This window comes from Variovorax sp. Soil_C_19 (genome assembly GCF_057657255.1).
This window is the reverse complement of record NZ_JBDGIV010000011.1, coordinates 113,253-137,886: the sequence shown is the minus strand read 5'-3', so window position 1 is coordinate 137,886 and position 24,634 is coordinate 113,253. Positions and strand designations below refer to the sequence as shown.

Here is a 24,634-nt window from a genome sequence, read left to right as displayed (position 1 = left end):
GTGTGCCTCCGGTGGGTGGACTCATGCAGTCGTCTGCGGGACGCCCGCCAGCGACGGCGCAGTGATCGCCGCGAGCCGGTGCAGCTTGTCGACCGTGCTCGGCCAGAGGGTGGCGCTGAACTGCTCGCGGAAGAAGCCGAAATGGCCGATGCGCGACGCCTGCACGTCGGCCGGCGCGATGCGCTCCATCGCCCGCGGCGCCTGGTCGTAGAAGCTCAGCAGGCTGCGCGTGCCGGCCAGCGTCATCAGTTCGTCGTCGGTCATCGACAGCGCCAGCACCGGGAAGCGCACGCGGCTGTAGCTGCGCGCCGCGCGCTCGCCCTCGGCGCCCACGCTGTAGCGCGGGTCGAGGCACCAGCGGCGCCATTGCAGGATCACGCCGCGCGGCAGGTCGCCCACCTTGCGCAGCCGGCGGCCCGGAAAGTAGCCCCAGAGCCGGGTCGCCAGCGGCACCAGCACGAACCAGAAATACAGGATGCTGCGCTTCAGGCGCGGCGCGTTCTCGCGCCAGTAGCCGCTGCCCGCGGCAATGCTCACCAGGCCGTCGACCTGCTCTGGCCGCTGCAGCAAGCCCGGCAGCTGCGCGCCGAGGCTGTGGCCGAGCAGGTAGAGCGGCTGCGAAGGCAGCGCGGCATTGGCGGCATCGACCACCGCTTCGTAGTCGCGCGCCCAGTCGAAGAGGTCGGCGTCGAAGCCCCGCAGCGAAGCACCCGCGCGCGAATCGCCCGAGCCCCGGTAGTCGAAGGTCCAAACGCTGAACCCCTGCGCGGCGAGCCAGCGCGCGAACGGCTCGTAGAACGACTGGCGCACGCCCATCGCACCGCCGATGACGATGCTCGCGCGCGCCTCGGCCGCGGCCGTGGGCGCGTAGTGGCGCACCGCGATCTGCTGCCTGCCGCCGTCGACCGGGAGCTTGTGCGGGTGTGCCTGCATGGCCGTCAGACGCGTTCGAAGATGCCCGCGGCGCCCTGGCCCATGCCCACGCACATCGTGACCATGCCGTACTTGAGCTTCTCGCGCTGCAGCGCATGCACCACCGTCGCCGAGCGGATCGCCCCGGTCGCACCGAGCGGATGCCCAAGCGCGATCGCGCCGCCCATCGGGTTGACCTTCGACGGGTCGAGCCCCAGCGTATCGATCACCGCGAGCGACTGCGCCGCAAAGGCCTCGTTGAGCTCGAACCAGTCGATGTCCTCGTGCTTCAGGCCGGCATAGCGCAGCGCGGCCGGAATGGCTTCGATCGGGCCGATGCCCATGATGTGCGGCGGCACGCCCTTGCTCGCGAAGCTCACGAAGCGCGCGAGCGGCACGAGTCCGAACTGCTTGACCGCCTTCTCGCTCGCGAGGATCAGCGCGCCTGCGCCGTCGGACGTCTGCGAGCTGTTGCCGGCCGTGACCGTGCCGCGCGCGGCGAACACGGTGCGCAGCTTCGCCAGGCCTTCGAGGCTGGTGTCGGGGCGCGCGCCTTCGTCGAGCGTCACCGTGCGCGTGGTCGCGACCGACTCGCCGGTCTCGAGGTTCGGCACCCGGTCGGTCACCTCGATCGGCGTGATCTCGTCGGCGAACTTGCCGGCCTTCTGCGCTGCCAGTGCCTTCTGGTGCGAGGCGAGCGCAAACGCGTCCTGCGCCTCGCGGCCGACCTTCCACTGCTGCGCGACCTTCTCGGCCGTGAGGCCCATGCCGTAGGCAATGCCGACGTCGCCGTCGCGTTCGAAGATCGACGGCGAAAGCGACGGCGCGTTGCCCATCATCGGCACCATGCTCATGCTCTCGACGCCGGCCGCGATCATCACGTCGGCCTCGCCCACGCGGATGCGGTCGGCCGCCATCTGCACGGCCGACAGCCCCGAGGCGCAGAAGCGGTTGACGGTGATGCCGCCGACGCTGGTCGGCAGGCCCGCCAGAACCGCGCCGATGCGCGCGACGTTGAGGCCCTGCTGCGCTTCTGGAATAGCGCAACCGCAGATGATGTCTTCGATGGCCTGCGGGTCGAGGCTGGGCACCGCGGCGAGTGCGGCCTTGAGCGTGGTCGCGAGCAGGTCGTCGGGGCGGTGGTTGCGGAAGTAGCCGCGGTGGGACTTGCCGATGGGGGTGCGGGTGGCGGCGACGATGTAGGCGTCTTGGGTTTGTTTCATGGCTTTTCAGTCCTTGTATCTTGTCTTGCCCCCTCTCCCGCTTGCGGGAGAGGGCTGGGGTGAGGGTTGCCGTCTTGGAGCGCCAGCAGGATCCGTTCGAGAGCAGCATCTGTCTGCGTCAGCACTTCGTTGTTCCAGAAGCGAAGAACACGACAGCCTTTCGCTTCGATGAAGCGTGTACGACGCTCGTCGTAGACGGCAGCTTCTGCATGCTGTCCGCCATCCAGTTCGACGACCAACTTCGTTTCGAGGCATGCGAAGTCGGCAAAGTAAGGGCCGATAGGTCGTTGGCGACGGAATTTGAAGCCGCCGAGGCGGCGATCGCGCAAATGAAACCAGAGTAGCGATTCGGCGTCGGTCGGGGCTCCGCGAAGCGCTCTCGCCCTCACCCTGGCCCTTTCCCGCAAGCGGGAGAGGGAACCGGACGGATCGAGGTCTTCGCTCATGGTCTTCGCCGGCTCAGTTGCGCACCGGCTTCCCCGTGCTCAGCATCCCCATGATCCGCTCCTGCGTCTTGGGATGCACGATCAGAGAGCAGAACGCCTTGCGCTCCAGCGCCATCACATATTCCTCGGTCACGAGCGAACCGGCATCCACGTCGCCGCCGGTGACCACGTGCGCGATCAGGCTCGCGATGTGGAAGTCGTGCGCGCTGATGAAGCCGCCGTCGCGCATGTTCACGAGCTGGCCCTTGATCGTCGCGGCGCCGCTGCGGCCCGCCACGCGGAAGCTGCGGCGCAGCGGCGGGCGCCAGCCGGCATCGGCCATGGCCTTGGCCTGCTGCAGCGCCACGTACAGCAGCTCGTCCTTGTTGGGCACGATCACGTCGCTGTCGAGCAGGTAGCCGAGTTTTTTCGAATCGAGCGCGCCGGTGCCGACCTTGGCCATCGCGGCGGCGGTGAAGCCTTCGGTCAGGAACGGCAGCAGGTCACTGCCGGTCGAGGCCGCGGCGTTCTCGGCCGCGCGGCGCGCGATGTAGGTCAGGCCGCCTGCGCCCGGGATCAGGCCCACGCCCACTTCGACCAGGCCGATGTAGCTTTCCATCGCCGCCACGCGCCTGGCCGAATACACCGCCAGCTCGCAGCCGCCGCCGAGCGCCATGCCGCGCACGGCCGACACCACCGGCACGCTGGCGTAGCGGATCTTGAGCATCACGTTCTGCAGCTCTTCCTCGGCCCCTTCGACCGCACCGATCCCGGCGACGACGAAGGCCGGCAGCATCGCCTGCAGGTCGGCGCCGACCGAGAACATCTCGTCGGGCGACCAGATCACGAGGCCCTTGTATTCGGCTTCGGCCAGTTCGACCGCGGCGCCGAGCGCCTCGGCCACGTCGGGACTGATCGCATGCATCTTCGACTGGATGCTGGCAATCAGCACCTCGCCGTCGAGCGTCCAGACGCGCACGTCGCCCTCTTCGCTGATCGTGGTGCCCGCGGTGTTCGCATCGGTCGCGTCGGCGCCGAGCACGCTCTCGGGGAACAGCTGGCGCGCATGCACCGGCAGCTTGCGTTGGGGCACGAACTTGCCTTGCGACGCGCTCCACGAACCTTCGGGCGTGTGCACGCCGCCGGCCTCGGCGACCGGGCCCTCGAACACCCATTTCGGCAGCGGCGCGGTGCTCAATGCCTTGCCCGCATCGATGTCGTCCTGGATCCAGCGCGCGACCTGGGTCCAGCCGGCTTCCTGCCAGAGCTCGAACGGGCCCTGCTTCATGCCGAAGCCCCAGCGCATCGCGAAGTCGATGTCGCGCGCGCTCTCGGCGATCTCGGCCAGGTGCACGGCGGCATAGTGGAAGCTGTCGCGCAGGATCGCCCAGAGGAACTGGCCCTGCGGCCCTTCGGCCTCGCGCAGCAGCTTCAGGCGCTGGCCCGCGGGCTTCTTGAGCATGCGGCCGTAGACCTCGTCGGCCTTGGCGCCCGCGGGCACGTACTCGCCACTGGCCTGGTCGAAGCGCAGGATGTCGCGGCCGACCTTCTTGAAGAAGCCGGCCTTGGTCTTCTGGCCCAGGTGGCCGAGTTCGAGCAGCTTGGCGAGCACCGGCGGCGTCGCGAAGTTGGCGTAGAACGGATCGGTCTCGGCGCTCAGGTTGTCCTGCAGCGTCTTGACGACGTGGGCCATGGTGTCCAGGCCCACCACGTCGGCCGTGCGGAAGGTGCCCGAACTTGCGCGGCCCAGCTTCTTGCCCGTGAGGTCGTCCACCACGTCGGGCGTGAGGCCGAACTTCTCGACTTCCTTCAGCGTGGCCAGCATGCCGGCGATGCCGACGCGGTTGGCGATGAAGTTGGGTGTGTCGTGCGCCCGCACCACGCCCTTGCCGAGCGTGCTGGTGACGAAGGCCTCGAGGTCGTCGAGCACCTGCGGCTCGGTGGTGGGCGTGTTGATCAGCTCCACCAGGAACATGTAGCGCGGCGGGTTGAAGAAGTGGATGCCGCAGAAGCGTGGCTTCAACGCCTCGGGCAATGCCTCGCTGAGCTTGGTGATCGACAGCCCCGAGGTGTTCGAGGCCAGGATCGAATGCTTGGCCACGTGCGGCGCGATCTTCCTGTAGAGATCGAGCTTCCAGTCCATGCGCTCTGCAATCGCTTCGATGATGAGGTCGCACTCGCCGAGCTTGGCAAGGTCGTCGTCGTAGTTGGCCTGTTCGATCAGCACCGCGTCGCCGACGTCGCCGAGCGGCGCGGGCTTGAGCTTCTTGAGGTTGTCGATGGCGCGCGTGACGATGCCATTCTTCGGGCCTTCTTTAGCGGCCAGGTCGAACAGCACGACGGGCACGCGCACGTTGACGAGGTGGGCGGCGATCTGCGCGCCCATCACGCCGGCGCCGAGCACGGCGACCTTTTTCACTTGAAATCGGGACATGTTGCTTCGTATTTCTTGGATGGGTTGCGTGCAGCAGGCTTACTGCACGCGGTTCCAGGTCTGGGTGCGCCAGAACGGACCGAGGTAGCCGCGCACCTCGAGCTTCTTGCCACCATCGATGGGCGTGAAGCTCGCGCGGTATTCCTTGCCGTTCTCGGGGTCGAGGATCCGGCCGCCTTCCCAGACGTCCTTGCCCTCGGCCTTCTTGCCGCCGCGGACGATCTCGAGACCCGCGATCGGCTTGCCCTTGCGGTCGTCGCTGCATTCGTCGCAGACCGCGTCGGGCTTCGCATCCTTCTTCAACGACTTCTCGATGCGCCCGACGAGTGCGCCGTTGGCTTCGGCGATTCGGATCTCGGCTTTGGCCTCACCGGTCTTGTCGTCGACGTTGCGCCACAGGCCCACGGGCGTGGCCTGGGCCATGGCCGCGGACGAGACCGCGGCGAGCACGAGGGCTGCGAGCATTGCTTTTTTCATGGTCGGCTCAGGCCAGCGCGGCGTCGGTGTCCATCAGCACCTTGCTGCCGGCACGCGCGGTGCGCATCAGCGTCGCGGTCTCGGGGAACAGCTTGGCGAAGTAGAAGCGCGCGGTCTGCAGCTTGGCGACGTAGAAGGGATCAGCATTGCCTGCGGCGATCTCGCGCAGCGCGACCTGCGCCATGCGCGCGAACAGGTAGCCGAACACGAAATGCCCGGCCACGCGCAGGTAGTCCACCGCGGCGGCGCCCACTTCGTCGGGGTTCTGAAAGCCCTTGAAGCCGATCTCGGTCGTGAACTTGGTGAGCTGGTCGCCGAGGCCCGCGATCGGATTGATGAATTCGGCCATCTTCTCGTTCACGCCCTCTTCCTCGACCAGCTTCGCCACGAGCTTGCCGAACTTCTTGAGCGACGCGCCGTTGTTGCCGAGGATCTTGCGGCCCAGCAGGTCCAGCGACTGCACGGTGTTGGTGCCTTCGTAGATCATGTTGATGCGGTTGTCGCGCACGAACTGCTCCATGCCCCATTCCTTGATGAAGCCATGGCCGCCGAACACCTGCATGCAGGCGTTGGTCGCGATGTGGCCGTTGTCGGTGATGAAGGCCTTCACGATCGGCGTGAGCAGCGCCACGATCTCGTCGGAGTCCTTGCGCACCTTCTCGTCGGGATGGTGGTGCGCCTTGTCGAGCAGCAGCGTGCAGAAGATCTGCAGCGCGCGGCCGCCCTCGGCGTAGGCCTTGGCGGTGAGCAGCATCTTGCGCACATCGGGGTGCACGATGATCGGGTCGGCTTCCTTGTCCTTGGCCTTCACGCCCGAGAGCGAGCGCATCTGCAGGCGGTCCTTGGCGTAGGCCAGTGCGTTCTGGTAGGCCACTTCGGTCAGGCCCAGCGACTGGTTGCCCACGCCAAGGCGCGCGGCGTTCATCATCACGAACATCGCGGCCAGGCCCTTGTGCGGTTCGCCCACCAGCGTGCCGGTGGCGCCTTCGATCACGATCTGCGCCGTGGCGTTGCCGTGGATGCCCATCTTGTGCTCCAGGCCGGCGCAGAAGATCGGGTTGCGATCACCGAGCGCGCCGTCGGCCTTGACGTGGAATTTCGGCACCACGAACAGGCTGATGCCCTTGCTGCCCTTGGGCGCGTCGGGCAGGCGGGCCAGCACCAGGTGGATGATGTTCTCGGCCATGTCGTGCTCGCCGGCCGAGATGAAGATCTTGCTGCCGGTGATGCGGTAGGTGCCATCGGGCTGGGGCTCGGCCTTGGTGCGCAGCAGGCCCAGGTCGGTGCCGCAATGGGGCTCGGTCAGGCACATGGTGCCGGTCCACTCGCCGCTCGTGAGCTTGGGCAGGTAGGTCTTCTTCTGTTCGGGCGTGCCGTAGGCATGCAGCGCCTCGTAGGCGCCGTGCGAGAGGCCCGGGTACATGGTCCAGGCCTGGTTGGCGCTGTTGAGCATTTCATACAGGCACTGGTTGACCACGTAGGGCAGGCCCTGACCGCCATGTTCAGGGTCGCACGAGAGCGCCGGCCAGCCGCCTTCGACGAACTTGGCATAGGCCTCCTTGAAGCCGGTGGGCGTCTTCACCTCGTGCGTCGCCTTGTCGAGCGTGCAGCCCTCTTCATCGCCGCTGATGTTGAGCGGAAAGGTCACCTCGGCCGCGAACTTGCCGGCTTCCTCGATCACCGCGTTGATGGTGTCGGCGTCGGTCTCGGCATGGGCCGGGAGTGCCTTGAGCTCGTCGGAAACGTTCAGCATCTCGTGCAGCACGAACTGCATGTCGCGCACGGGTGGGGTATAGGTCGGCATCCGGGACTCTCCTGGTCGAAGCTGGGTAAAAAAAGAAGGGGGAAAGCGAGAAAGCGAAATCGTGGCCGCTCAGCGCACCGTCTTGAGGCGGCGTGCGGCAGGCTTGGCGGCAGCAGCAGCGGGCGGCGCTTCGGGCGTGGCCGCGCGCGCGAGGATGTTGTCGAAGCCGACGTTGGCGCGCGCGATCGAGCCGGGCACCTGCAGAAAGCGCGCTTCGTAGTGCAGCGCGAGGATCAGGCCGTGGATCTCGAAGGCGATCTGCCGCTCGTCGGCATCGGCGCGCAGGTGGCCTTCGCTCTTGGCCTGCACGATGGCGCGCAGCACGGCGGCCTGCCAGATGCTGACGGACTCCACGAGGGCATCGCGCACGGGGCCCGGGCGATCGTCGAACTCGGAGGCGCCGCTGATGTAGATGCAGCCCGAGTCGATCTCGGCCGAGGTGCGCTTCATCCAGTTGGCGAACATCGCGCGCAGCCGGGGCAGGCCGCGCGGCGCCTCGAGCGCGGGATAGAACACCTCTTGCTCGAAACGTGCGTGATACTCGCGCACCACCGAGATCTGCAGCTCCTCGCGCGAGCCGAAGTGGGCGAACACGCCCGACTTGCTCATCTTGGTGATTTCGGCCACCGCGCCGATCGAGAGGCCCTCGAGCCCGATCTGGGCCGCCAGCGCGAGCGCGGCGTCGACGATCACGGCCTTGGTCTGCTGGCCCTTCTGGGCGGCGCGTGGCTTGGCGGAGACTGCGGTGACGGACATCGGGAACCTCAAATAAAACGAACGGTCGTTCTATTTTGCAGGGGCTTCCCGGATTTGAGGCCGATTAACCTTCGGTTTTCCTAGGTTAATCGCAGTGGCCGGCGGGCGGTGGCCCGCGCCGCTCAGAACGCCTGCGATACCGGCCGCAGCACCACTTCGTTGATGTCCACGTCGGCAGGCTGCTCGACGGCGTAGACCACCGCGCGCGCCACCGAATCGGCCGGGATCTGGCTCGCCTCGTAGAAGGCCTGCACGCCGGCGGCGGTCTCGGCATCGGTGGTGCCGAACTTCAGCTCCGACTCGATCGCGCCGGGCGAGACGATGGTCACGCGGATGCCGCTGTCGCCCACCTCGACGCGCAGCCCCTCGGAGATCGCACGCACCGCATGCTTGGTGGCGCTGTAGACCGTGCCGATCGGCGTGAACACCTTGAGCCCCGCGATCGACGAGATGTTGACGATGTGGCCGCTGCCCTGCGCCTGCATGCGCGGCAGCACCGCGGCAATGCCGTAGAGCACGCCCTTGATGTTGACGTCGATGGTGCGGTTCCATTCGTCGACCTTCAGCCGCTCGATCGGCGACAGCGGCATCACGCCCGCGTTGTTGACCAGCACGTCGATACGGCCGAAGGCCTCGACCGTGGCGGCGGCCAGCCGCTCGAGATCGTCGCGCTTCGACACGTCGGTCGCCACCGCGATCGCCTCGCCGCCGGCCTCGCGGATCTCGGCCACGACCTTGTCGAGCCGGTCGACGCGGCGCGCCGCGAGCACCACCCTGGCGCCGCGCTGCGCGAGATGGCGTGCGGTGGATTCGCCGAGCCCGCTGCTCGCGCCGGTGACGATGGCGACCTTGCCGCGGATGTTGTCTTGAACGGATGTCATGGGAATTTCCTTGAGGAAGTTGAAGAGGTGCATGCAGTGTGGAAAATCCACGTGTTCCCGTAAATGAAACTTGCACGACTTCAAAATTCCGAAATCAGGAATACTCATGAGCAACCGCCTCGAAGCCCTCCGCGTGTTCTGCGCCGCCGCCGACGCCGCCAATTTCCGCGAGGCCGCGGTGCGGCTGTCGGTGTCGCCGCAGGTCGTCACGCGCGCGGTGCGCGAGCTGGAGGACGAGCTCGGCGAGCCGCTGTTCCATCGCAGCACGCGCGGCGTGCAGCTCACCGACTTCGGCCGCCAGCTCGCGCAGCGCGCGCGCGCGGCGGTCGGCGGCGTCGATGCGCTGTTCCACCGCACCGACCGGCGCGCGCTCTCGCAGCATGCGGGCACGGTGCGCGTGACGGCGCCCAACGTGTTCGGCCGCCGGCTGATCCCCGAGGCGCTGGCGCCGATGCTCGCCGAGCATCCGGGGCTGGTGCTCGACCTGCGACTGTCCGAGCAGCATGCCGACGTGGTGGACGAACAGATCGACATCGGTGTGCGCGCCGGCCCGGTGCGCGATGCGCGCTTCGTCACACGCGTGGTGGGAAAGATGGCGCTCTACGTGGTGGCGGCGCCGGCCCTGGTGGCGCGCACCGGCGTGCCCGAAACCCTCGAAGCCCTGTCGCGGCTGCCGCTCACGGGGTTGATCGACCGCAGTGCGGGCCGTCCATGGTCATGGTTCTTCAGCAAGGGGCGGCAGATGCCGATCACCGCGCCCGCGTTCGTGACCGACGACGTCGATGCCGAATGCGCCGCGGTGCGCGCGGGCCTGGGCTTCGGCCAGCTCGTGGCGCCGCTGGCCGAACCGCTGCTGGCATCGGGCGAGCTGGTGGCGGTGCTCGAGGCCGAGGCGCCCGAGCCCTGGCCGATCCATGTCTACCGCTCGCAGCGCGCGCCGGTGCCGGCGCGCGTGCGGCTGGTGTACGACGCGCTGCTGCGCGCGCTGCGCTGAGGCGCGCGCAGCGTGTCGTGCGTCAGCGCTTGAACGGAATCACGTCCTGCCGCTGGTCGCCCAACCCTTCGATGCCCAGCGTCATCACGTCGCCCTTCTTCAGGTAGAGCGGCGGCTTCATGCCCAGGCCCACGCCGGGCGGCGTGCCGGTGGTGATGACGTCGCCGGGCATCAGCGTCATGAACTGGCTCAGGTAGCTCACGATCTTGGCGATGCTGAAGATCATGGTCTTGGTGCTGCCGGTCTGCATGCGCTTGCCGTTGAGGTCGAGCCACATCGACAGCTTCTGCGGGTTGGGCACTTCGTCGCGCGTGACGAGCCAAGGGCCGATCGGGCCGAAGGTGTCGCAACCCTTGCCCTTGTCCCACGTGCCGCCGCGCTCGATCTGGAACTCGCGTTCGCTCACGTCGTTGATGGTGCAGTAGCCGGCCACGTAGTCGAGCGCGTCCTTCTGCGACACGTAGCTGGCGCGCGCGCCGATGACCACGCCGAGCTCCACCTCCCAATCGCTCTTGACCGAGTTCTTCGGCAGCATGACCGGATCGTTCGGGCCCTGGATGCAGCTGGTGGCCTTCATGAAGACCACGGGCTCCTTCGGGATCGGCAGGCCCGACTCGGCGGCGTGGTCGGCGTAGTTCAGGCCGATGGCGATGAACTTGCCGACGTTGGCAACCGGGCAGCCGAAGCGCGGCTTGCCGCGCACCAGCGGCAGCTTGTCGATCTTCTGCCGGCGCAGCTTTGCCAGCGCGGCGTCGCCGAGCTGGTCGGGCCCGATGTCGGCGACCAGGGCGCTCAGGTCGCGCAGGCGGCCTTCGTCGTCGATGAGACCGGGCTTCTCCTTGCCGGGGTTGCCATAGCGAACGAGTTTCATGCTGTCCTTTCTTGGGGAATCGAAAAAATACTCAATAGGTCGAACGGCCGCCGGAAAGGTCGAAGACCGCACCGGTGGCGAACGCGCAATCTTCGGTGCAAAGCCAGCCGACCATCGCGGCCACTTCCTCCACGGTGCCGAAGCGGCCCATCGGGATCTTCGACAGCATGAACGCGATGTGCTCGGGCGTCATCTGGTCGAAGATGGCGGTCTTGACCGCAGCGGGCGTCACGCAGTTGACGCGGATGCCGGTGTCGGCCAGTTCCTTGCCGAGCGACTTGGTGAGCGCGATCACCGCGGCCTTGCTCGCGCTGTAGGCGCTGGCATTGGGGTTGCCCTCCTTGCCGGCCACCGAAGCGATGTTGACGATGCGGCCGTAGCCCTGTGTGCGCATCTGCGCGACCACTTCGCGGCAGCAGAGGAACACGCCGTTGATGTTGACTTCCATCACCTGGCGCCAGTCGTCCACGGGATAGTCCCACAGCTTGGTGTTGGGGCCGGTGATGCCGGCGCTGTTGACCAGCGCGTCGATGCGCGGCGACTGCGCGAGCGTGTCGGCCAGCGCCCGAACCACGGAATCGTGCTGGGCCACGTCGACCTGCACGGCAAAGGCATTGGGGCCCAGCGCAGCGGCAGCCTTGGCGGCGGCGGCTTCGTCGCGGTCCCACAGCGTGACGCTGCCGCCCGAGGCGATGAGCCGTTCGGCGATGCCGTAGCCCAGGCCAGTGGCGCCGCCGGTCACCACCGCATGGCGGCCGTCGAAGTCGAGCCGGTTCATATCGTGATGCCGCCGTCGACGGTGAAGGCCTGGCCGGTGGCGAACACCGACTCGTCGCTCGCGAGGAACACCACCACGGGCGCGATCTCCTCGGCCTGCGCGAGCCGGCCCATCGGCTGGCGCGCGATGAATGCCAGGCGCGCGGCGTCGGGATCGGCATTGGCGTTGATGCGCTCGCCGAGCGAGGGCGTGTCGACCGTGCCGGGGCACACGGCATTGCAGCGGATGCCGCGCGCCACGAAGTCGGCCGCCACGCTCTTGGTGAGGCCGAGCACCGCGGCCTTGGTGGTGCCGTAGACGAAGCGGTTGGGCAGGCCCTTCATGCTCGAGCAGACGCTCGCCATGTTGATGATGCTGCCGCGGCCGGCCGCCAGCATGCCGGGCAGCGCCGCCTGGATGGTCCAGAACTGCGCGCGCACATTGAGGCTGAACGCGAATTCCAGGTCGCGGTCGGTAGCGTCGAGCACGGTGCCGTTGTGCACCACGCCCGCGCAGTTGAACAGCACGTCGAGCGTGGGCACGCGTGCGAAGAAGGCGTCGATCGCCGTCCGGTCGAGCACGTCGAGGCGGGCGGTGCGCACGTTGGCAACGCCCGCATAGCGTTCGAGCAGCTGCTCGTTGACGTCGGTCGCCCAGACTTCCGCGCCTTCGGCCGCCATCGCGAGCACGCTCGCGTGGCCGATGCCCTGCCCGGCGGCCGTGACCAGCGCGGTCTTGCCCTTGAGTCTCATGCATGTCTCCTTGAATGGAAAAAGTGGGGCACCTGCAAGGCGGTGTTCAGGGTTTGGCCCGATGGCGACGGCGCGGTGCGGATCGTATTCTGAATTGGCCTTACCACTTGTCCAATTCAGGACAACCCTTAACCGTCCGCCGTGCCGCTCCAGACCGTCGAACCCCAGCGCCTGTACCGCCAGATTGCCGACCAGCTCCGCGCGCTGATCGGGCAGGGCGAGTTTGCCGTGGGCGCGCGGCTACCGGCCGAGCGCGACCTGGCCAAGCAGTTGGGCGTGAGCCGGCCGTCGGTGCGCGAGGCGCTGATCGCGCTCGAGGTCGAGGGCTGGGTCGAGGTGCGCACCGGTTCGGGCGTCTATGTGCTCGACCGCACGCACCGCGCGAGCAAGCCGGTGGCGCCCACCGAATGGGGCCCGCTCGAGCTGATCCGCGCGCGCCGCGTGATCGAGGGCGAGACCGCCGCCATCGCTGCCGTCCAGGGCAAGCGCAAGGATGTCGATGCAATGAGCCGCGCCATCAGGACGATGTGCGAGCTTGCCGATCGCGAGGTGCTGCCGCTCGATGGCGACCGTGCGTTCCACCTGGCCATCGTCGGCGCCAGCGGCAATGCGGTGCTGGTCGAAACGGTGCAGAGCTTCTGGGACTCGCGCAACGGCCCGATCTTCACGCGGCTGGGCGGGTATTTCGAGACGGTGGCCTCGTGGCGCTCGGCGATCGCCGAGCACGAGGCGATCCGCGACGCGATCGCCGCCCGCGACGCCGAGGCCGCGCGCGCCGCGATGCACGCCCACATGGACAACTCCCACCACCGATTCAGCGCGAGCTGGCGCCGCGCGAAAGCCTCCTGACCCGCCAGCATTTCTTTCTCATCCACACAACGGAGACAAACCGATGAACAGCAAACGCCACATCCTCAAAGCCATTGCCGCCTGTGCCCTGGCCGCCACCGCGCTGGGCACGGCCGGCATCGCCGCCGCGCAGACCAAGCTCAAGTGGGCCCACGTGTACGAAACCTCGGAGCCTTTCCACAAGTACTCGGTCTGGGCCGCCGAAGAGATCAAGAAGCGCACCAACGGCAAGTACGACATCCAGGTGTTCCCCGCCTCGAGCCTGGGCAAGGAAGCCGACATCAACCAGGGCCTGACGCTCGGCACGGTCGACATCATCCTGTCGGGCGCGAGCTTCGCGGGCCGCAGCTATCCGCCGCTGGCCGTGTCGTACTTTCCGTTTATCTTCCGCGACGCCGAGCACCAGCTGAAGTACGCCAAGAGCGACGTCTTCAAGGAACTCGCCAAGGGCTACGACGACAAGACAGGCAACCACATCACGGCGCTCAACTACTACGGCGCGCGCCACGTCACCTCGAACGCGGCCCGCCCGGTGGCCAAGCCCGAAGACATGAAGGGCCTGAAGATCCGCGTGCCCGATGCGCCTGCCTACCTCGCCTTCCCCAAGGCGCTGGGCGCCAACGCCACGCCGATCGCGTTTGCCGAGGTCTACCTCGCGCTGCAGAACAACACGGTCGACGCGCAGGAGAACCCGCTGCCCACCATCGAGGCCAAGAAGTTCTTCGAGGTGCAGAAGAACATCTCGCTGACGGGCCACATCGTCGACTCGCTCCTGACCATTGTCTCGGGCCAGCTCTGGGGCAAGCTGTCGGCCGACGAGAAAAAGATCTTCACCGACGTGATGCAGGAGGCCGCCGAGAAGACGGGCCGCGAGGTCATCGCCTCGGAAGCCCGCCTGGTGGACGAGTTCAAGAAGAAGGGCCTCAACGTGATCACGGTCGACAAGGCCGCGTTCCGCGAAGCCGTGCTGAAGAACACCAAGCCGACCGACCACGGCTACCGCCAGCAGGACTACGACCGCATCACTGCAATCAAGTAACACCCCCGAAGCGGCTCACTGCGTGTAGCCGCCTCCCCCTCGAGGGGGCGACACCAGCGGCCCGGCAAAGCCGGTTCCGCGGTGTCTCCCGAAAAGACCTCGCTCCGCTCGCCGGGCGCTTAGGAGACTGTGTTGACCGAACAGAAGATCATCGACGACGACGGCCACTTCCATGCGGAAGACGAGGTCGTCGATCTTTCCGACACGATCGCAGAGGGCTGGATCGCCCTGGCGATCTTCTGGGCGCTCGGGCTCACCGTGTTCTACCAGTTCGTCACGCGCTACGTGCTGAACGACTCGGCCGCCTGGACCGAGGAGGTGGCGCGCTACATGCTGATCGGCGTGGTGTTCGTCGGCGCGGCAATCGGGGTGGCGAAGAACAACCAGATCCAGGTCGACTTCTTCTACCGCCACATGCCCGCGGCGATGGGACGCTGGCTCTCGCGCGCGGTCGATGTGCTGCGCACGGCCTTCTTCGCGGCCGCGGTCGTCATGACGGTGCAGATGATGCTGAAGATCGGCAACAACACGCGCATGACCATCGTCGATGCGCCGATGAACATCGTCTACGCGCTGTGCCTGTTCGGATTTGCGGCGATGACCTGGCGCTCGGTCCAGGTGATGCGCCTGCACTGGAAGCGCGGCTACAGCGTGCTCGAACGCCCCGAGTCCACGCTCGCGGACCGGTGAAACTTCCAACAAGAACAAGCGCATGCTGAAAATCTTCTTCCTGATCTTCATGGCGGGCGGCATTCCGGTGGCCGTGGCCATGGCCGGCGCCTCGCTGGCCTACATCCTCGTGAGCGGCAACCTGCCGCCGTTCGTGGTGATCCACCGCATGGTGAGCGGCATCGACAGCTTTCCGCTGCTCGCCGTGCCCTTCTTCATCCTGGCGGGCAACCTGATGAACAACGCGGGCATCACGACCCGCATCTACAACTTCGCGCTCGCGCTCGTGGGCTGGCTCAAGGGCGGCTTGGGCCATGTGAACGTGCTGGGCTCGGTGATCTTCGCGGGCATGAGCGGCACGGCCATTGCCGATGCCGCGGGCCTCGGCACGATCGAGATCAAGGCGATGAAGGAGCACGGCTACTCGACCGAGTTCGCGGTCGGCGTGACCGCGGCGTCGGCCACGCTCGGGCCGATCATTCCGCCGAGCCTGCCGTTCGTGATCTACGGAATGATGGCCAACGTGTCGGTGGGCGCGCTGTTCCTCGCGGGCATCCTGCCGGGCGTGCTGCTGGCCATCCTGATGATGCTGACGGTGGCCTACTTCGCGCACCGCAACGGCTGGGGCGGCGACATCAAGTTCTCGAGCACGCGTTTCTTCAAGGCGATGTGCGAGATGGCCGTGGTGGTCGGCTGGCCGCTCATGCTGTGGCTGCTGGTGGCCAAGCTGGGCACGCCGCCGCAGCTCACGGTGTTTGCGGGCCTGGCGTCGCTGTTCGTGCTCGACCGCATCTTCCGCTTCGAGGCGCTGCTTCCGATCATGACCCCCGTGCTGCTGATCGGCGGGATGAGCACGGGCCTGTTCACGCCCACCGAGGGCGCCATCGCGGCCTGCGTGTGGGCCATGATCCTCGGCTTCGCCTGGTACAAGACGCTGTCGTGGAAGATGTTCGTCAAGGTCTGCCTCGACACCGTCGAGACCACGTCGACCGTGCTGTTCATCGTGGCGGCCGCGTCGATCTTCGGCTGGATGCTCACCGCCACCGGCGTGACCACCGACATCGCGAGCTGGGTGCTGGGCTTCACCAAGGAAGCCTGGGTGTTCCTGCTGCTGGCCAACCTGCTGATGCTGTTCGTGGGCTGCTTCCTCGAGCCCACGGCCGCGATCACCATCCTGGTGCCGATCCTGCTGCCCATCGCCCTCCAGCTGGGCGTCGACCCGATCCACTTCGGCCTGGTGATGGTGCTGAACCTGATGATCGGGCTGCTGCATCCGCCGATGGGCATGGTGCTGTTCGTGCTGGCGCGCGTCGCGGGCCTGAGCTTCGAGCGCACGACGATGGCGATCCTGCCGTGGCTGATCCCGCTGCTGCTGGCACTGGCGGCGATCACCTACATGCCGTCGATGGTTCTCTGGCTGCCGAGAATGTTCTTCTGATCCCCACACCACAACGACATCACAACGAGTTCCACGATGAATCCCTTCATTCGCCTTCATGAGGCCGACGACGTCGTGATCGCGCGCAGCCAGCTGGTCGGCGGCGCCACGGTCGAGGGCCTGGCGGTGCGCGGCCTGATTCCGGCGGGCCACAAGGTAGCGACGCGCGCCATCGGCGCCGGCGAGCCGGTTCGCCGCTACAACCAGATCATCGGCTTCGCGAGCAAGCCCATCGCCCCCGGCGAGCATGTGCACACACACAACCTCGACATGGGCCCCGACAAGGGCGACTTCGAACGCGACTACGCCTTCGGCGCCGACGTGAAGCCCGCGCCCGCGCAGCGCGAGGCGACGTTCATGGGCATCCGGCGTGCGGACGGCCGCGTGGCCACGCGCAACTACATCGGCGTGCTCACGAGCGTGAACTGCTCGGCCACCGCGGCCCGCGCCATCGCCGACCATTTCTCGCGCCGGACCAACCCCGCGGCGCTGGCAGACTACCCGAACGTCGATGGCGTGGTAGCCCTCACGCACGGCACGGGCTGCGGCATGGACACGCAGGGCATGGGCATGCAGATCCTCGAGCGCACGCTCACGGGCTATGCCACGCACCCGAACTTCTCGGGCGTGCTGGTGGTGGGCCTGGGCTGCGAGGCGAACCAGATCAATGCCTGGCTCGCGACCGGCCACCTGGCCGAGGGCGAGAACTTTCGCACTTTCAACATCCAGGACACCGGCGGCACGCGCAAGACGGTCGAGAAGGGCATTGCGCTGATCAACGAGATGCTGCCGCGCGCCAACGCGGTGAAGCGAGAGCCCTGCAGCGCGGCGCACATCACGATCGGTCTGCAGTGCGGCGGCTCCGACGGTTATTCGGGCATCAGCGCCAACCCCGCGCTGGGCGCCGCGGTCGACCTGCTGGTGGCGCATGGCGGTACGGCCATCCTGAGCGAAACGCCCGAGGTCTACGGCGCCGAGCACCTGCTCACGCGCCGCGCGGTGCGGCGCGAAGTGGGGCAAAAGCTCGTCGACCGCATCAAGTGGTGGGAGCACTACACCGAGATCAACCAGGGCGAGATGAACAACAACCCCTCGCCGGGCAACAAGGCAGGCGGCCTCACGACCATTCTCGAGAAGTCGCTCGGCGCCGTGGCCAAGGGCGGCACCAGCAACCTCGAGGCGGTATACGAATACGCGGAGCCGGTCACGGCGCACGGCTTCGTCTACATGGACACGCCCGGCTACGACCCGGTAAGCGCCACCGGCCAGGTGGCGGGCGGCGCGAACGTCATCTGCTTCACCACGGGGCGCGGGTCGGCCTACGGCTGCGCGCCCTCGCCGTCGCTAAAGCTCGCGACCAACTCGGCGCTGTGGCAGCGGCAGGAAGAAGACATGGACATCAACTGCGGCGAGATCGTCGACGGCACGAGCTCGATCCAGGCGATGGGCCAGCGGATCTTCGAACTGGTGCTGGCGACGGCATCCGGTGAACCGTCGAAGAGCGAAAAACACGGCTACGGCCAAAACGAATTCGTCCCATGGCAAGTCGGCGCCGTGATGTAGCCCACCCCCGAAGCGGCGCACTTCGTGTCGCCGCCTCCCCCTCAAGGGGGCAACACCAGCGGCCCGGCAAAGCCGGTTCCGCGGTGTTTCCCGAACAGCCCTCGCTGGCGCGGGGCCTTGAATCAACCCACTGCACATAAGCTGATCTCATGCCTCGAACTCTCCAAGCCTCTTCGCTGCGTGCGGACTGCGCGCGCATCCTCGAAGCCGCCGGCAGCACGCCGGCCGAAGCTCAACAGGTGGCCGCCAACCTGGTGCTCGCCAACCTGAGCGGCCATGACTCGCACGGCGTGGGCATGCTGCCGCGCTATGTCGATGCGGTGGCCGAGGGCGGGCTGGTGCCGAACGCGGCCGTGAAGGTCAATGCGGACATCGGCACCCTGCTCGCGCTCGACGGCCTGCATGGCTACGGCCAAGTGGTCGGCGTGCAGGCCATGGCGCTGGGCATCGAGCGCGCTAAGCAGCACGGCAGCTGCATCTTCACGCTCGCGAATGCGCACCACCTGGGCCGCATCGGGCATTTCGCGGAAATGGCGACGGCCGAAGGGCTGGTGTCGATGCACTTCGTCAACGTGCTCTCGCGGCCCGTGGTGGCGCCCTGGGGTGGCGGCGACGGGCGCTTCGGCACCAACCCATGCTGCATCGGCATTCCGCTCGCGGGCGCTGAGCCGTTCCTGCTCGACTTCGCGACCAGCCGCGTTGCCCAGGGCAAGATGCGCGTCGCCCACAACAAGGGCGAACAGGTGCCCGACGGCTACCTGATCGACGAACGCGGCGCACCGACCAACAACCCGGGCGTGGTGGTGGTGCCGCAGTCCAACGGCCTGTTCGGCGCGCTGATGACCTTCGGCGAGCACAAGGGCTACGGCATGGCGATGGCCTGCGAGCTGCTGGGCGGTGCGCTCAGCGGCGGCGGCACCTGGCACCGGCCGGCCGATGCCGCGCGCACGGTGCTCAACGGCATGCTCACCATCCTGATCGACCCGACCCGGCTCGGCACCCAGCAAAGCTTCGCGCAGGAAGCGACGGCGTTCGTCGACTGGCTGCGCCAGAGCCCGCCCGGGGCAGGTTTCGACCAGGTGCAGATCGCCGGCGAACCCGAACGCGCCGCGCGCGTGGCACGCGAGCGCGACGGCATCTGGCTGGACGATGCGACCTGGGGCGAGATCGTGGCTGCGGGCGCCAAGGTGGGCGTGGCGGTCAGCGATTGATGTCTTGCTCCTTCCCCCGCTGGGGGAAGGTTGGGATGGGGGCACAGCGATGCGCCCTGTGGTGACGCCGCTGGCCCCCACCCCCGCCCTCCCCCAGCGGGGGAGAGAGCAACGCACCTGCGCGCTCAGCTGTTGCTGCTGTCGTGCGCGGGCTTGCCGACCTGCACACTGACTTCGTCGCCCTTGATCTTCGCCTGCACCGCACGGATGGCCTTCTCGAGGCGCGCGCCGTAGTCGGCATCCGCCTGTCGGAAGTAGCTCACGGCGCGGTCGATGATGTCCTGCCGCGTCACCGCGCCAAGGCCGCCAGCGATGTTGTTCACGAGTCGCTCCTTGGCGGTTTCGTCCATCAGGCGATAAAGGTCGCCGGCCTGCACGAAGTCGTTGTCGGCGGGGTGCTGCTGCCAGGCGTGGCTGCCGGTCCAGCCATGGATTTCGAGCGGCGCATACACCGACTCGTTGCTCTGCTTGGGCGCGTCGCTGAAGCTGTTGGGTTCGTAGTTCGGGCCGCGGCCGCCATTGCCGTCGCCGCGCATCGCGCCGTCGCGGCCGTAGTTCTGCGCGGTGGTGGCGCGCGGGCGGTTCACCGGCAACTGCGTGTGGTTGATGCCGAGCCGGTAGCGCTGCGTGTCGCCGTAGCTGAACAGGCGCCCCTGCAGCATCTTGTCGGGCGAGGGGCCGATGCCGGGCACGAAGTTGGCGGGGTTGAACGCGGCCTGCTCGATCTCGGCGAAGTAGTTGTCGGGGTTGCGGTCGAGCGTGAGCACGCCGATGTCGATCTTCGGATAGTCCTTGTGCGACCAGACCTTGGTCAGGTCGAAGGGATTGAAGCGGTAAGTGCGCGCCTCGGCCACCGGCATGATCTGCACCTGCACGCGCCAGCTCGGGAACTCGCCGCGCTCGATGGAATGCAGCAGGTCGAGGTGGTGGTGGTTCGGGTTCTCGCCACCCACGCGCTGCGCCTCTTCGGCGACGAAGGTCTCGATGCCCTGGTGGGTCTTGAAGTGGTACTTGATCCAGAAGGCCTCGCCCTGCGCATTGACCCACTGGAAGGTGTGCGAGCCGAAGCCGTCCATGTGGCGGTAGCTCTTCGGGATGCCGCGGTCACCGAACAGCCACGTGAACTGGTGCGTGGCCTCGGGCGAATGCGAGAAGAAGTCCCAGGCGTTGTTGGGCTCCTGCACGTGGCTGTAGGGATCGCGCTTCTGCGAGTGGATGAAGTCGGGGAACTTCAGCGGATCGCGGATGAAGAAGATCGGCGTGTTGTTGCCGACGAGGTCGTAGTTGCCTTCTTCGGTGTAGAACTTGACAGCGAAGCCGCGCGGATCGCGAACCGTGTCGGCCGAGCCGAGCTCGAGCGCGACGGTCGAGAAACGCACCAGCACTTCGGTCTTCTTGCCGACCCCTGCGAGAAACTTGGCCTTGGTCCATTTCGACACATCGGCCGTGACCTCGAAGTGGCCGAAGGCGCCCGAGCCGCGCGCATGCACCACGCGCTCGGGAATGCGCTCGCGGTCGAAGCGCGCGAGCTTCTCGATCAGGTGTTGGTCCTGCATCAGCACCGGGCCCGTGGGGCCGGCGGTCTGCGATTGCTGGTTGTTCTCGACGGGCGCGCCGTTCTCGGTCGTGAGCGTGCGGGGATGGGTCATGTGGGCTTCCTCTCTGGGTTTGTAGCGACCCGATCGATTCTGCCAATGAACATGGCCCCGCTTGTTTACATTCGGCTATCGCCTCGATAGGCCAGGCAGCATCAGACGATCAGCGCGATCGTGGCTTCGAGGTGATCAGACGGCGAGCGGCGGAAGCCCGAGCGCGCAAAGCGCTGCAGCTGGCCGACGACGAAGGCGGTGAGCGCTGCGGCGCGCACCTGCGCATCGACGCTCGGCGTGGCCGAGCCCTCTGCCGCCGCCGCGCCGCGCAGCACCTGTCGCAGCGTGGCCTCGATCTTGTCGAAGAACTGGTTCATGCGCTGCTGCAGCCGCTCGTTCTCGAACACCAGCGCGTCGCCGACCATGACGCGCGTCATGCCCGGGTTGCGCTCGGCGAACTGCACCACGAGCGTGAGGATGCGCGCGGCCTGCTGCGCGCCCGAAACGCCCTCGCGCTCGAGCACCTGGTTGACCAAGGTGAAGACGCTCTGCTCGATGAAGTCGATCAGGCCTTCGAACATCTGCGCCTTGCTCGCGAAGTGGCGGTAGAGCGCGGCCTCGCTGACATCGAGCCGCGCCGCCAGCGCTGCCGTGGTCACGCGTTCGGCGCCGGGCTGCTCGAGCATGGCCGCGAGCGCCTGCAGGATCTGCACGCGCCGCTCGCCGGGCTTGGGCCGCTTGCGCACCGGCGCGGTGGGGGCGGCGGTCACGGTCGCGGGCGCCTCGGCGGGGGCATCGATGCCCGGGTAGCTTGTCTCTTCGTTTTGCATGGGAGCACGGCAAAGATGTAATCAATTGATTCTCGCACACGGGCGCGCAGTGAGCGCGTGCCAACCGGCTCGGGGAAAGCTCGTAGAGAATCGGCGCCATCCATATTCCGTAAAAGGTTCTCATGGCTTCCACCCACCACGTTCTGGTCACCGGCGGCGCGGGTTTCATCGGCAGCCACACCTGCGTGGCGCTCGCTGCGGCGGGGTACGTGCCGGTGATCCTCGACAACCTGGGCAACAGCGACATCCGCGTGCTCGACCGGCTGCAGCGCATCACGGGCACGCGGCCGGAGCTGATCGAGGGCGACGTGCGCGACCGCGCGCTGCTCGACCGGGTACTGGCCGGGAGGGACTTCTCGGCCGTGATTCACTTTGCCGGGCTCAAGGCGGTGGGCGACTCGGTCGCCGACCCGCTCACCTACTACGACAACAACGTGCACGGCAGCCTCGTGCTCGCCGCGGCGATGCGGCAGGCCGGCGTGCGGACCTTGGTCTTCTCGTCGTCCGCCACCGTTTACGGCGAGCCCGACCAATCGCCGATCCCCGAGGACGCTGCCTGCAGGCCCGCCAATCCCTACGGACGCTCGAAGCGCATGGTGGAAGAGGCGCTGATCGACCTGCATCAGGCGGAGCCCGATTGGCGCATTGCGCTGCTGCGCTACTTCAATCCCGTGGGCGCACACGAGAGCGGCCTGATCGGCGAGCATCCGCAAGGAAAGCCGAACAACCTGATGCCCTTCGTGTGCCAGGTGGCGGTGGGGCGGCGCGACCAGCTGGTGATCCACGGCAACGACTATCCGACGCCCGATGGCACCGGGGTGCGCGACTATGTGCATGTGATGGACCTCGCCGAAGGCCATGTCGCGGCGCTGCGGCACGCCGAACGCGGTGCCGGCCTGGTCACGCTGAACCTCGGCACCGGCCGCGGTGCCTCGGTGCTGGAGGTGGTGCACGCCTTCGAGCGCGCGAGCGGTCGCGCACTGGCCCACGAGATCGGGCCGCGCCGGCCTGGCGACGTGCCCGCCTACTGGGGCGATCCGTCGCGCGCGGAGGCCACGCTGGGCTGGCGCGCGCAGCGCGGGCTCGACCAGATGTGCGCCGACAGTTGGCGCTGGCAGCAGGGCAATCCGAACGGGTACGACTCGCCGTCCGCGCCCGGCTGAGCGTCCGGCCGCACGGGGGCCGGCAAACTCCCCCGTTCAAGTAACGAATGGAACCGCTGCGCAACGACTGTTGCATGGCTTGTTACGCTTCCGCCTCCTCCGCGTCGCTATCCTGCATTAAGGGGGTGCGCACGCCGGGGCCCCTGTCTTGCCATCTCTTGCAGCGTTAGGGGGAATCTTGCCGATCGATCAAGCGCGATACGCCCATTGGGCCGCGGCGTGCCGGTTCTCACCGTTCACCGACGCCGCCTACCGCGCATGGACTGATGCAGAGGCATCCCGCCACGAGACCGAACAGCCAGCGCTGCGCGCAGACCTGGAAAGGCTTGCGTACGGGGACGGCATGACCTTCGCCATCGCCGACAGTGGCAGCGACGAGGCGCTGCGCGAGACGATGGCTTCGCTTGCCGCGCAGGCCTGTCGCCAGTTCGACGTGGTGGTAGCGTGCGCGGCGTCGCGCAGCGCCGCAGTCGCCCGCGCGCTGTCGTTCGTTCGCGATGCGGTCCCTGTCCGCATCGTCGCTGCGAGCGAGCCGCCAAGCGCCCTGGCGTTGCAGCAGCGCGCACTCGCGGATGCGGTCCAGACCTGGTTCGGGGTGATCGCCGCCGGCGACCAGCTCGCCCCGCACGCGGTGTCGTCGCTGCAGCTCACGCTCGCGAAATGGCCCGATGCCGCCGTCGTCTATGCGGACGAGGACTGGAGCGGCCATGACGGAGCGCGATGCAAGCCGCGCTTCAAGTCGGCCTGGGATCCCGAGGCCCAGCTCGGTTTCGATCTGCTGGACGGGCTGTGCGTGATGAAGCGCGCCCACATCCTCGAGGCCGGTGGGTTTCGCGCCGAATTCGAACCGGCCGCCCGCTACGACCTCCATTGCCGTGTGGCCCTCCCGCTGCACTGCAGCCAGGTCCGCCACATTCCGTCGGTGCTGTATCACCGGCGCGTGCCGCCGGTGGCCGATGCGGCCGAAGCCCATCGCGCCGTCGAGGCCTATGCCGCCGCGGCCCGGCAGGTGGCGGCGCAGGCAGCGTTCGCGCAGGCCGGCGTGGCGGTCGAGGTGCTGCCCTCGCCGATCGCGCAATTCGTCAACCATGTGCGCCGCCCCTTGCCGGAGCCCGCCCCGCGCGTGAGCGTCCTGGTCCCGACACGCGACCGCGCCTCTCTGGTGAGAGCCTGCATGGACGGCCTGTTGGGCAAGACCGACTATCCCGATTTCGAAGTCATCATCCTGGACAACGACAGCGTCGAGCCGGCGACCTTTGCGCTCTTCGCCGAACTCCGCGCCGACCCGCGTGTGCGCGTGCTTCGCGTGCCCGGCCCGTTCAATTTCTCGTCGATCAACAACGCGGGCGTGCAAGACGCGACGGGCGAGGTGCTGCTCTTCCTGAACAACGACATCGAGATACTGGAGGGTGGATGGCTCAGGGAGATGGTTGGCGAGGTCATGCGCCCGGACATCGGCTGCGTGGGCGCGAAGCTCCTCTATGGCGACGGCACGGTGCAGCACGCCGGCGTCATCCTGCAGCGCGGCCCGCTGGCGATGCACGTCTGCCGTACCGACGGCGCCACCGAGACCGGCATGGAAGGGCGGCTCGCGGGCACGCGCAACTACCTGGCGGTCACCGGGGCCTGCCTGGCGGTGCGTCGAACGGTGTTCGAGCAGGTGGGCGGATTCGACAGCGAGCACCTGCCGGTCGCCTACAACGACATCGACCTGTGCCTGAAGGTGAGCGACGCGGGCTACCGCAACATCTGCACGCCGTTTGCCTCGCTGCTGCACCTGGAAAGCGCCTCGCGCGGGCATGACCACGTGTCCGAGGAAAGGCAGCGCCGGGCGCGATCCGAGCAGGCGCACGCCGGCACCAAATGGATCGATCGCTTCGAGCACGACCCGTATCACAACCCGAACGTCCAGCTCGACTGGCTCACGGGTGCGCACCTCGCCACCAGTGTCGGCCAGCCGTGGCAGCTCGCGCGCTGACGTAGCGGCGCGCAGCGGC

The 24,634-nt window shown here is 67.6% G+C and carries 22 protein-coding genes; 9 read left to right on the top strand and 13 right to left on the bottom strand.

Translation table 11 applies throughout. The features are described from left to right. Window positions 1–21: 21 nt before the first annotated feature. From AC3A6R_RS20105 to AC3A6R_RS20070, 8 genes are all read right to left on the bottom strand, one after another. The gene (locus AC3A6R_RS20105; protein ID WP_487861784.1) at window positions 22–933 is read right to left on the bottom strand and encodes an alpha/beta hydrolase family protein; all 912 of its coding nucleotides are present in this window, start codon (window positions 931–933) and stop codon (window positions 22–24) included. Between the two features lie 5 nt (window positions 934–938). Continuing rightward, complete coding sequence (locus tag AC3A6R_RS20100) at window positions 939–2,135, bottom strand: acetyl-CoA C-acyltransferase (protein ID WP_487861785.1); 1,197 nt, start codon at window positions 2,133–2,135, stop codon at window positions 939–941. Next, a complete protein-coding gene (locus AC3A6R_RS20095) occupies window positions 2,132–2,581 on the bottom strand; it encodes an endonuclease domain-containing protein (protein ID WP_487861786.1) in 450 nt (149 codons plus the stop codon). Before AC3A6R_RS20095 ends, AC3A6R_RS20100 begins: the two co-directional genes overlap by 4 nt. Before the next feature lie 13 nt (window positions 2,582–2,594). After that, window positions 2,595–4,994, bottom strand: a complete 2,400-nt coding sequence (locus AC3A6R_RS20090) for a 3-hydroxyacyl-CoA dehydrogenase/enoyl-CoA hydratase family protein (protein WP_487861787.1) — start codon at window positions 4,992–4,994, stop codon at window positions 2,595–2,597. A 39-nt stretch (window positions 4,995–5,033) separates the two neighbouring features. Beyond that, window positions 5,034–5,471: a DUF2147 domain-containing protein gene (locus tag AC3A6R_RS20085; RefSeq protein ID WP_487865369.1), complete on the bottom strand. Its 438-nt coding sequence runs from the start codon at window positions 5,469–5,471 to the stop codon at window positions 5,034–5,036. Between the two features lie 7 nt (window positions 5,472–5,478). Further along, window positions 5,479–7,275: an acyl-CoA dehydrogenase C-terminal domain-containing protein gene (locus AC3A6R_RS20080; protein WP_487861789.1), complete on the bottom strand. Its 1,797-nt coding sequence runs from the start codon at window positions 7,273–7,275 to the stop codon at window positions 5,479–5,481. Window positions 7,276–7,344: 69 nt separating this feature from the next. After that, the gene (locus tag AC3A6R_RS20075) at window positions 7,345–8,031 is read right to left on the bottom strand and encodes a TetR/AcrR family transcriptional regulator (RefSeq protein WP_487861790.1); all 687 of its coding nucleotides are present in this window, start codon (window positions 8,029–8,031) and stop codon (window positions 7,345–7,347) included. Between the two features lie 122 nt (window positions 8,032–8,153). Further along, a complete protein-coding gene (locus AC3A6R_RS20070; protein WP_487865368.1) occupies window positions 8,154–8,912 on the bottom strand; it encodes an SDR family oxidoreductase in 759 nt (252 codons plus the stop codon). Between the two features lie 106 nt (window positions 8,913–9,018). Here AC3A6R_RS20070 and AC3A6R_RS20065 point away from each other — a divergent pair, with 106 nt between their 5' ends. Then, entirely contained in the window at window positions 9,019–9,906 is an 888-nt protein-coding gene (locus AC3A6R_RS20065) for a LysR family transcriptional regulator (RefSeq protein ID WP_487861792.1), read from the top strand. Window positions 9,907–9,928: 22 nt separating this feature from the next. On the opposite strand, the gene AC3A6R_RS20060 is transcribed toward AC3A6R_RS20065, so the two are convergent. Genes AC3A6R_RS20060 through AC3A6R_RS20050 form a run of 3 tightly spaced genes read right to left on the bottom strand, consistent with a single transcriptional unit; the run spans window position 9,929 to window position 12,286 of the window. Next, complete coding sequence (locus tag AC3A6R_RS20060) at window positions 9,929–10,777, bottom strand: fumarylacetoacetate hydrolase family protein (protein ID WP_487861793.1); 849 nt, start codon at window positions 10,775–10,777, stop codon at window positions 9,929–9,931. A gap of 31 nt (window positions 10,778–10,808) precedes the next feature. Next, window positions 10,809–11,555: an SDR family NAD(P)-dependent oxidoreductase gene (locus tag AC3A6R_RS20055; protein WP_487865367.1), complete on the bottom strand. Its 747-nt coding sequence runs from the start codon at window positions 11,553–11,555 to the stop codon at window positions 10,809–10,811. Next, a complete protein-coding gene (locus AC3A6R_RS20050; protein WP_487861795.1) occupies window positions 11,552–12,286 on the bottom strand; it encodes an SDR family oxidoreductase in 735 nt (244 codons plus the stop codon). The genes AC3A6R_RS20055 and AC3A6R_RS20050 overlap by 4 nt, the downstream gene beginning before the upstream one ends. A gap of 141 nt (window positions 12,287–12,427) precedes the next feature. On the opposite strand from AC3A6R_RS20050, the gene AC3A6R_RS20045 reads away from it, so the two are divergent. From AC3A6R_RS20045 to AC3A6R_RS20020, 6 genes are all read left to right on the top strand, one after another. Further along, window positions 12,428–13,135: a FadR/GntR family transcriptional regulator gene (locus AC3A6R_RS20045; protein WP_487865366.1), complete on the top strand. Its 708-nt coding sequence runs from the start codon at window positions 12,428–12,430 to the stop codon at window positions 13,133–13,135. Window positions 13,136–13,178: 43 nt separating this feature from the next. Beyond that, entirely contained in the window at window positions 13,179–14,174 is a 996-nt protein-coding gene (locus AC3A6R_RS20040) for a sialic acid TRAP transporter substrate-binding protein SiaP (protein WP_487865365.1), read from the top strand. Window positions 14,175–14,306: 132 nt separating this feature from the next. Then, window positions 14,307–14,864 carry a TRAP transporter small permease gene (locus tag AC3A6R_RS20035; protein ID WP_487865364.1) on the top strand — a complete coding sequence of 186 codons (558 nt, stop codon included), beginning with the start codon at window positions 14,307–14,309 and terminating at the stop codon, window positions 14,862–14,864. 22 nt (window positions 14,865–14,886) lie between these two features. Next, window positions 14,887–16,281: a TRAP transporter large permease gene (locus AC3A6R_RS20030; RefSeq protein ID WP_487865363.1), complete on the top strand. Its 1,395-nt coding sequence runs from the start codon at window positions 14,887–14,889 to the stop codon at window positions 16,279–16,281. A 36-nt stretch (window positions 16,282–16,317) separates the two neighbouring features. Further along, window positions 16,318–17,844, top strand: a complete 1,527-nt coding sequence (locus AC3A6R_RS20025; protein WP_487865362.1) for a UxaA family hydrolase — start codon at window positions 16,318–16,320, stop codon at window positions 17,842–17,844. A 149-nt stretch (window positions 17,845–17,993) separates the two neighbouring features. Next, a complete protein-coding gene (locus AC3A6R_RS20020) occupies window positions 17,994–19,055 on the top strand; it encodes a malate/lactate/ureidoglycolate dehydrogenase (RefSeq protein ID WP_487865361.1) in 1,062 nt (353 codons plus the stop codon). A 125-nt stretch (window positions 19,056–19,180) separates the two neighbouring features. Here the strand turns inward: AC3A6R_RS20020 and AC3A6R_RS20015 are convergent, their stop codons facing one another. Together AC3A6R_RS20015 and slmA are read right to left on the bottom strand one after the other, a co-directional pair. Further along, entirely contained in the window at window positions 19,181–20,704 is a 1,524-nt protein-coding gene (locus tag AC3A6R_RS20015; RefSeq protein ID WP_487865360.1) for a catalase, read from the bottom strand. 101 nt (window positions 20,705–20,805) lie between these two features. Next, the gene (gene slmA, locus AC3A6R_RS20010) at window positions 20,806–21,474 is read right to left on the bottom strand and encodes a nucleoid occlusion factor SlmA (protein WP_487865359.1); all 669 of its coding nucleotides are present in this window, start codon (window positions 21,472–21,474) and stop codon (window positions 20,806–20,808) included. 122 nt (window positions 21,475–21,596) lie between these two features. Here slmA and galE point away from each other — a divergent pair, with 122 nt between their 5' ends. Together galE and AC3A6R_RS20000 are read left to right on the top strand one after the other, a co-directional pair. Beyond that, window positions 21,597–22,637, top strand: a complete 1,041-nt coding sequence (gene galE / locus AC3A6R_RS20005; RefSeq protein WP_487865358.1) for a UDP-glucose 4-epimerase GalE — start codon at window positions 21,597–21,599, stop codon at window positions 22,635–22,637. A 343-nt stretch (window positions 22,638–22,980) separates the two neighbouring features. Next, window positions 22,981–24,615, top strand: a complete 1,635-nt coding sequence (locus AC3A6R_RS20000; protein WP_487865357.1) for a glycosyltransferase family 2 protein — start codon at window positions 22,981–22,983, stop codon at window positions 24,613–24,615. The last annotated feature ends 19 nt before the right edge of the window (window positions 24,616–24,634 follow it).

Excerpts from the sequence above, each read along its gene's own strand:
- AC3A6R_RS20105 (WP_487861784.1), bottom strand. The coding sequence starts at position 933 with ATGCAGGCACACCCGCACAAGCTCCCGGTCGACGGCGGCAGGCAGCAG.
- AC3A6R_RS20100 (WP_487861785.1), bottom strand. The coding sequence starts at position 2,135 with ATGAAACAAACCCAAGACGCCTACATCGTCGCCGCCACCCGCACCCCC.
- AC3A6R_RS20095 (WP_487861786.1), bottom strand. The coding sequence starts at position 2,581 with ATGAGCGAAGACCTCGATCCGTCCGGTTCCCTCTCCCGCTTGCGGGAA.
- AC3A6R_RS20090 (WP_487861787.1), bottom strand. The coding sequence starts at position 4,994 with ATGTCCCGATTTCAAGTGAAAAAGGTCGCCGTGCTCGGCGCCGGCGTG.
- AC3A6R_RS20085 (WP_487865369.1), bottom strand. The coding sequence starts at position 5,471 with ATGAAAAAAGCAATGCTCGCAGCCCTCGTGCTCGCCGCGGTCTCGTCC.
- AC3A6R_RS20080 (WP_487861789.1), bottom strand. The coding sequence starts at position 7,275 with ATGCCGACCTATACCCCACCCGTGCGCGACATGCAGTTCGTGCTGCAC.
- AC3A6R_RS20075 (WP_487861790.1), bottom strand. The coding sequence starts at position 8,031 with ATGTCCGTCACCGCAGTCTCCGCCAAGCCACGCGCCGCCCAGAAGGGC.
- AC3A6R_RS20070 (WP_487865368.1), bottom strand. The coding sequence starts at position 8,912 with ATGACATCCGTTCAAGACAACATCCGCGGCAAGGTCGCCATCGTCACC.
- AC3A6R_RS20065 (WP_487861792.1), top strand. The coding sequence starts at position 9,019 with ATGAGCAACCGCCTCGAAGCCCTCCGCGTGTTCTGCGCCGCCGCCGAC.
- AC3A6R_RS20060 (WP_487861793.1), bottom strand. The coding sequence starts at position 10,777 with ATGAAACTCGTTCGCTATGGCAACCCCGGCAAGGAGAAGCCCGGTCTC.
- AC3A6R_RS20055 (WP_487865367.1), bottom strand. The coding sequence starts at position 11,555 with ATGAACCGGCTCGACTTCGACGGCCGCCATGCGGTGGTGACCGGCGGC.
- AC3A6R_RS20050 (WP_487861795.1), bottom strand. The coding sequence starts at position 12,286 with ATGAGACTCAAGGGCAAGACCGCGCTGGTCACGGCCGCCGGGCAGGGC.
- AC3A6R_RS20040 (WP_487865365.1), top strand. The coding sequence starts at position 13,179 with ATGAACAGCAAACGCCACATCCTCAAAGCCATTGCCGCCTGTGCCCTG.
- AC3A6R_RS20030 (WP_487865363.1), top strand. The coding sequence starts at position 14,887 with ATGCTGAAAATCTTCTTCCTGATCTTCATGGCGGGCGGCATTCCGGTG.
- AC3A6R_RS20025 (WP_487865362.1), top strand. The coding sequence starts at position 16,318 with ATGAATCCCTTCATTCGCCTTCATGAGGCCGACGACGTCGTGATCGCG.
- AC3A6R_RS20020 (WP_487865361.1), top strand. The coding sequence starts at position 17,994 with ATGCCTCGAACTCTCCAAGCCTCTTCGCTGCGTGCGGACTGCGCGCGC.
- AC3A6R_RS20015 (WP_487865360.1), bottom strand. The coding sequence starts at position 20,704 with ATGACCCATCCCCGCACGCTCACGACCGAGAACGGCGCGCCCGTCGAG.
- slmA (WP_487865359.1), bottom strand. The coding sequence starts at position 21,474 with ATGCAAAACGAAGAGACAAGCTACCCGGGCATCGATGCCCCCGCCGAG.
- galE (WP_487865358.1), top strand. The coding sequence starts at position 21,597 with ATGGCTTCCACCCACCACGTTCTGGTCACCGGCGGCGCGGGTTTCATC.
- AC3A6R_RS20000 (WP_487865357.1), top strand. The coding sequence starts at position 22,981 with ATGACCTTCGCCATCGCCGACAGTGGCAGCGACGAGGCGCTGCGCGAG.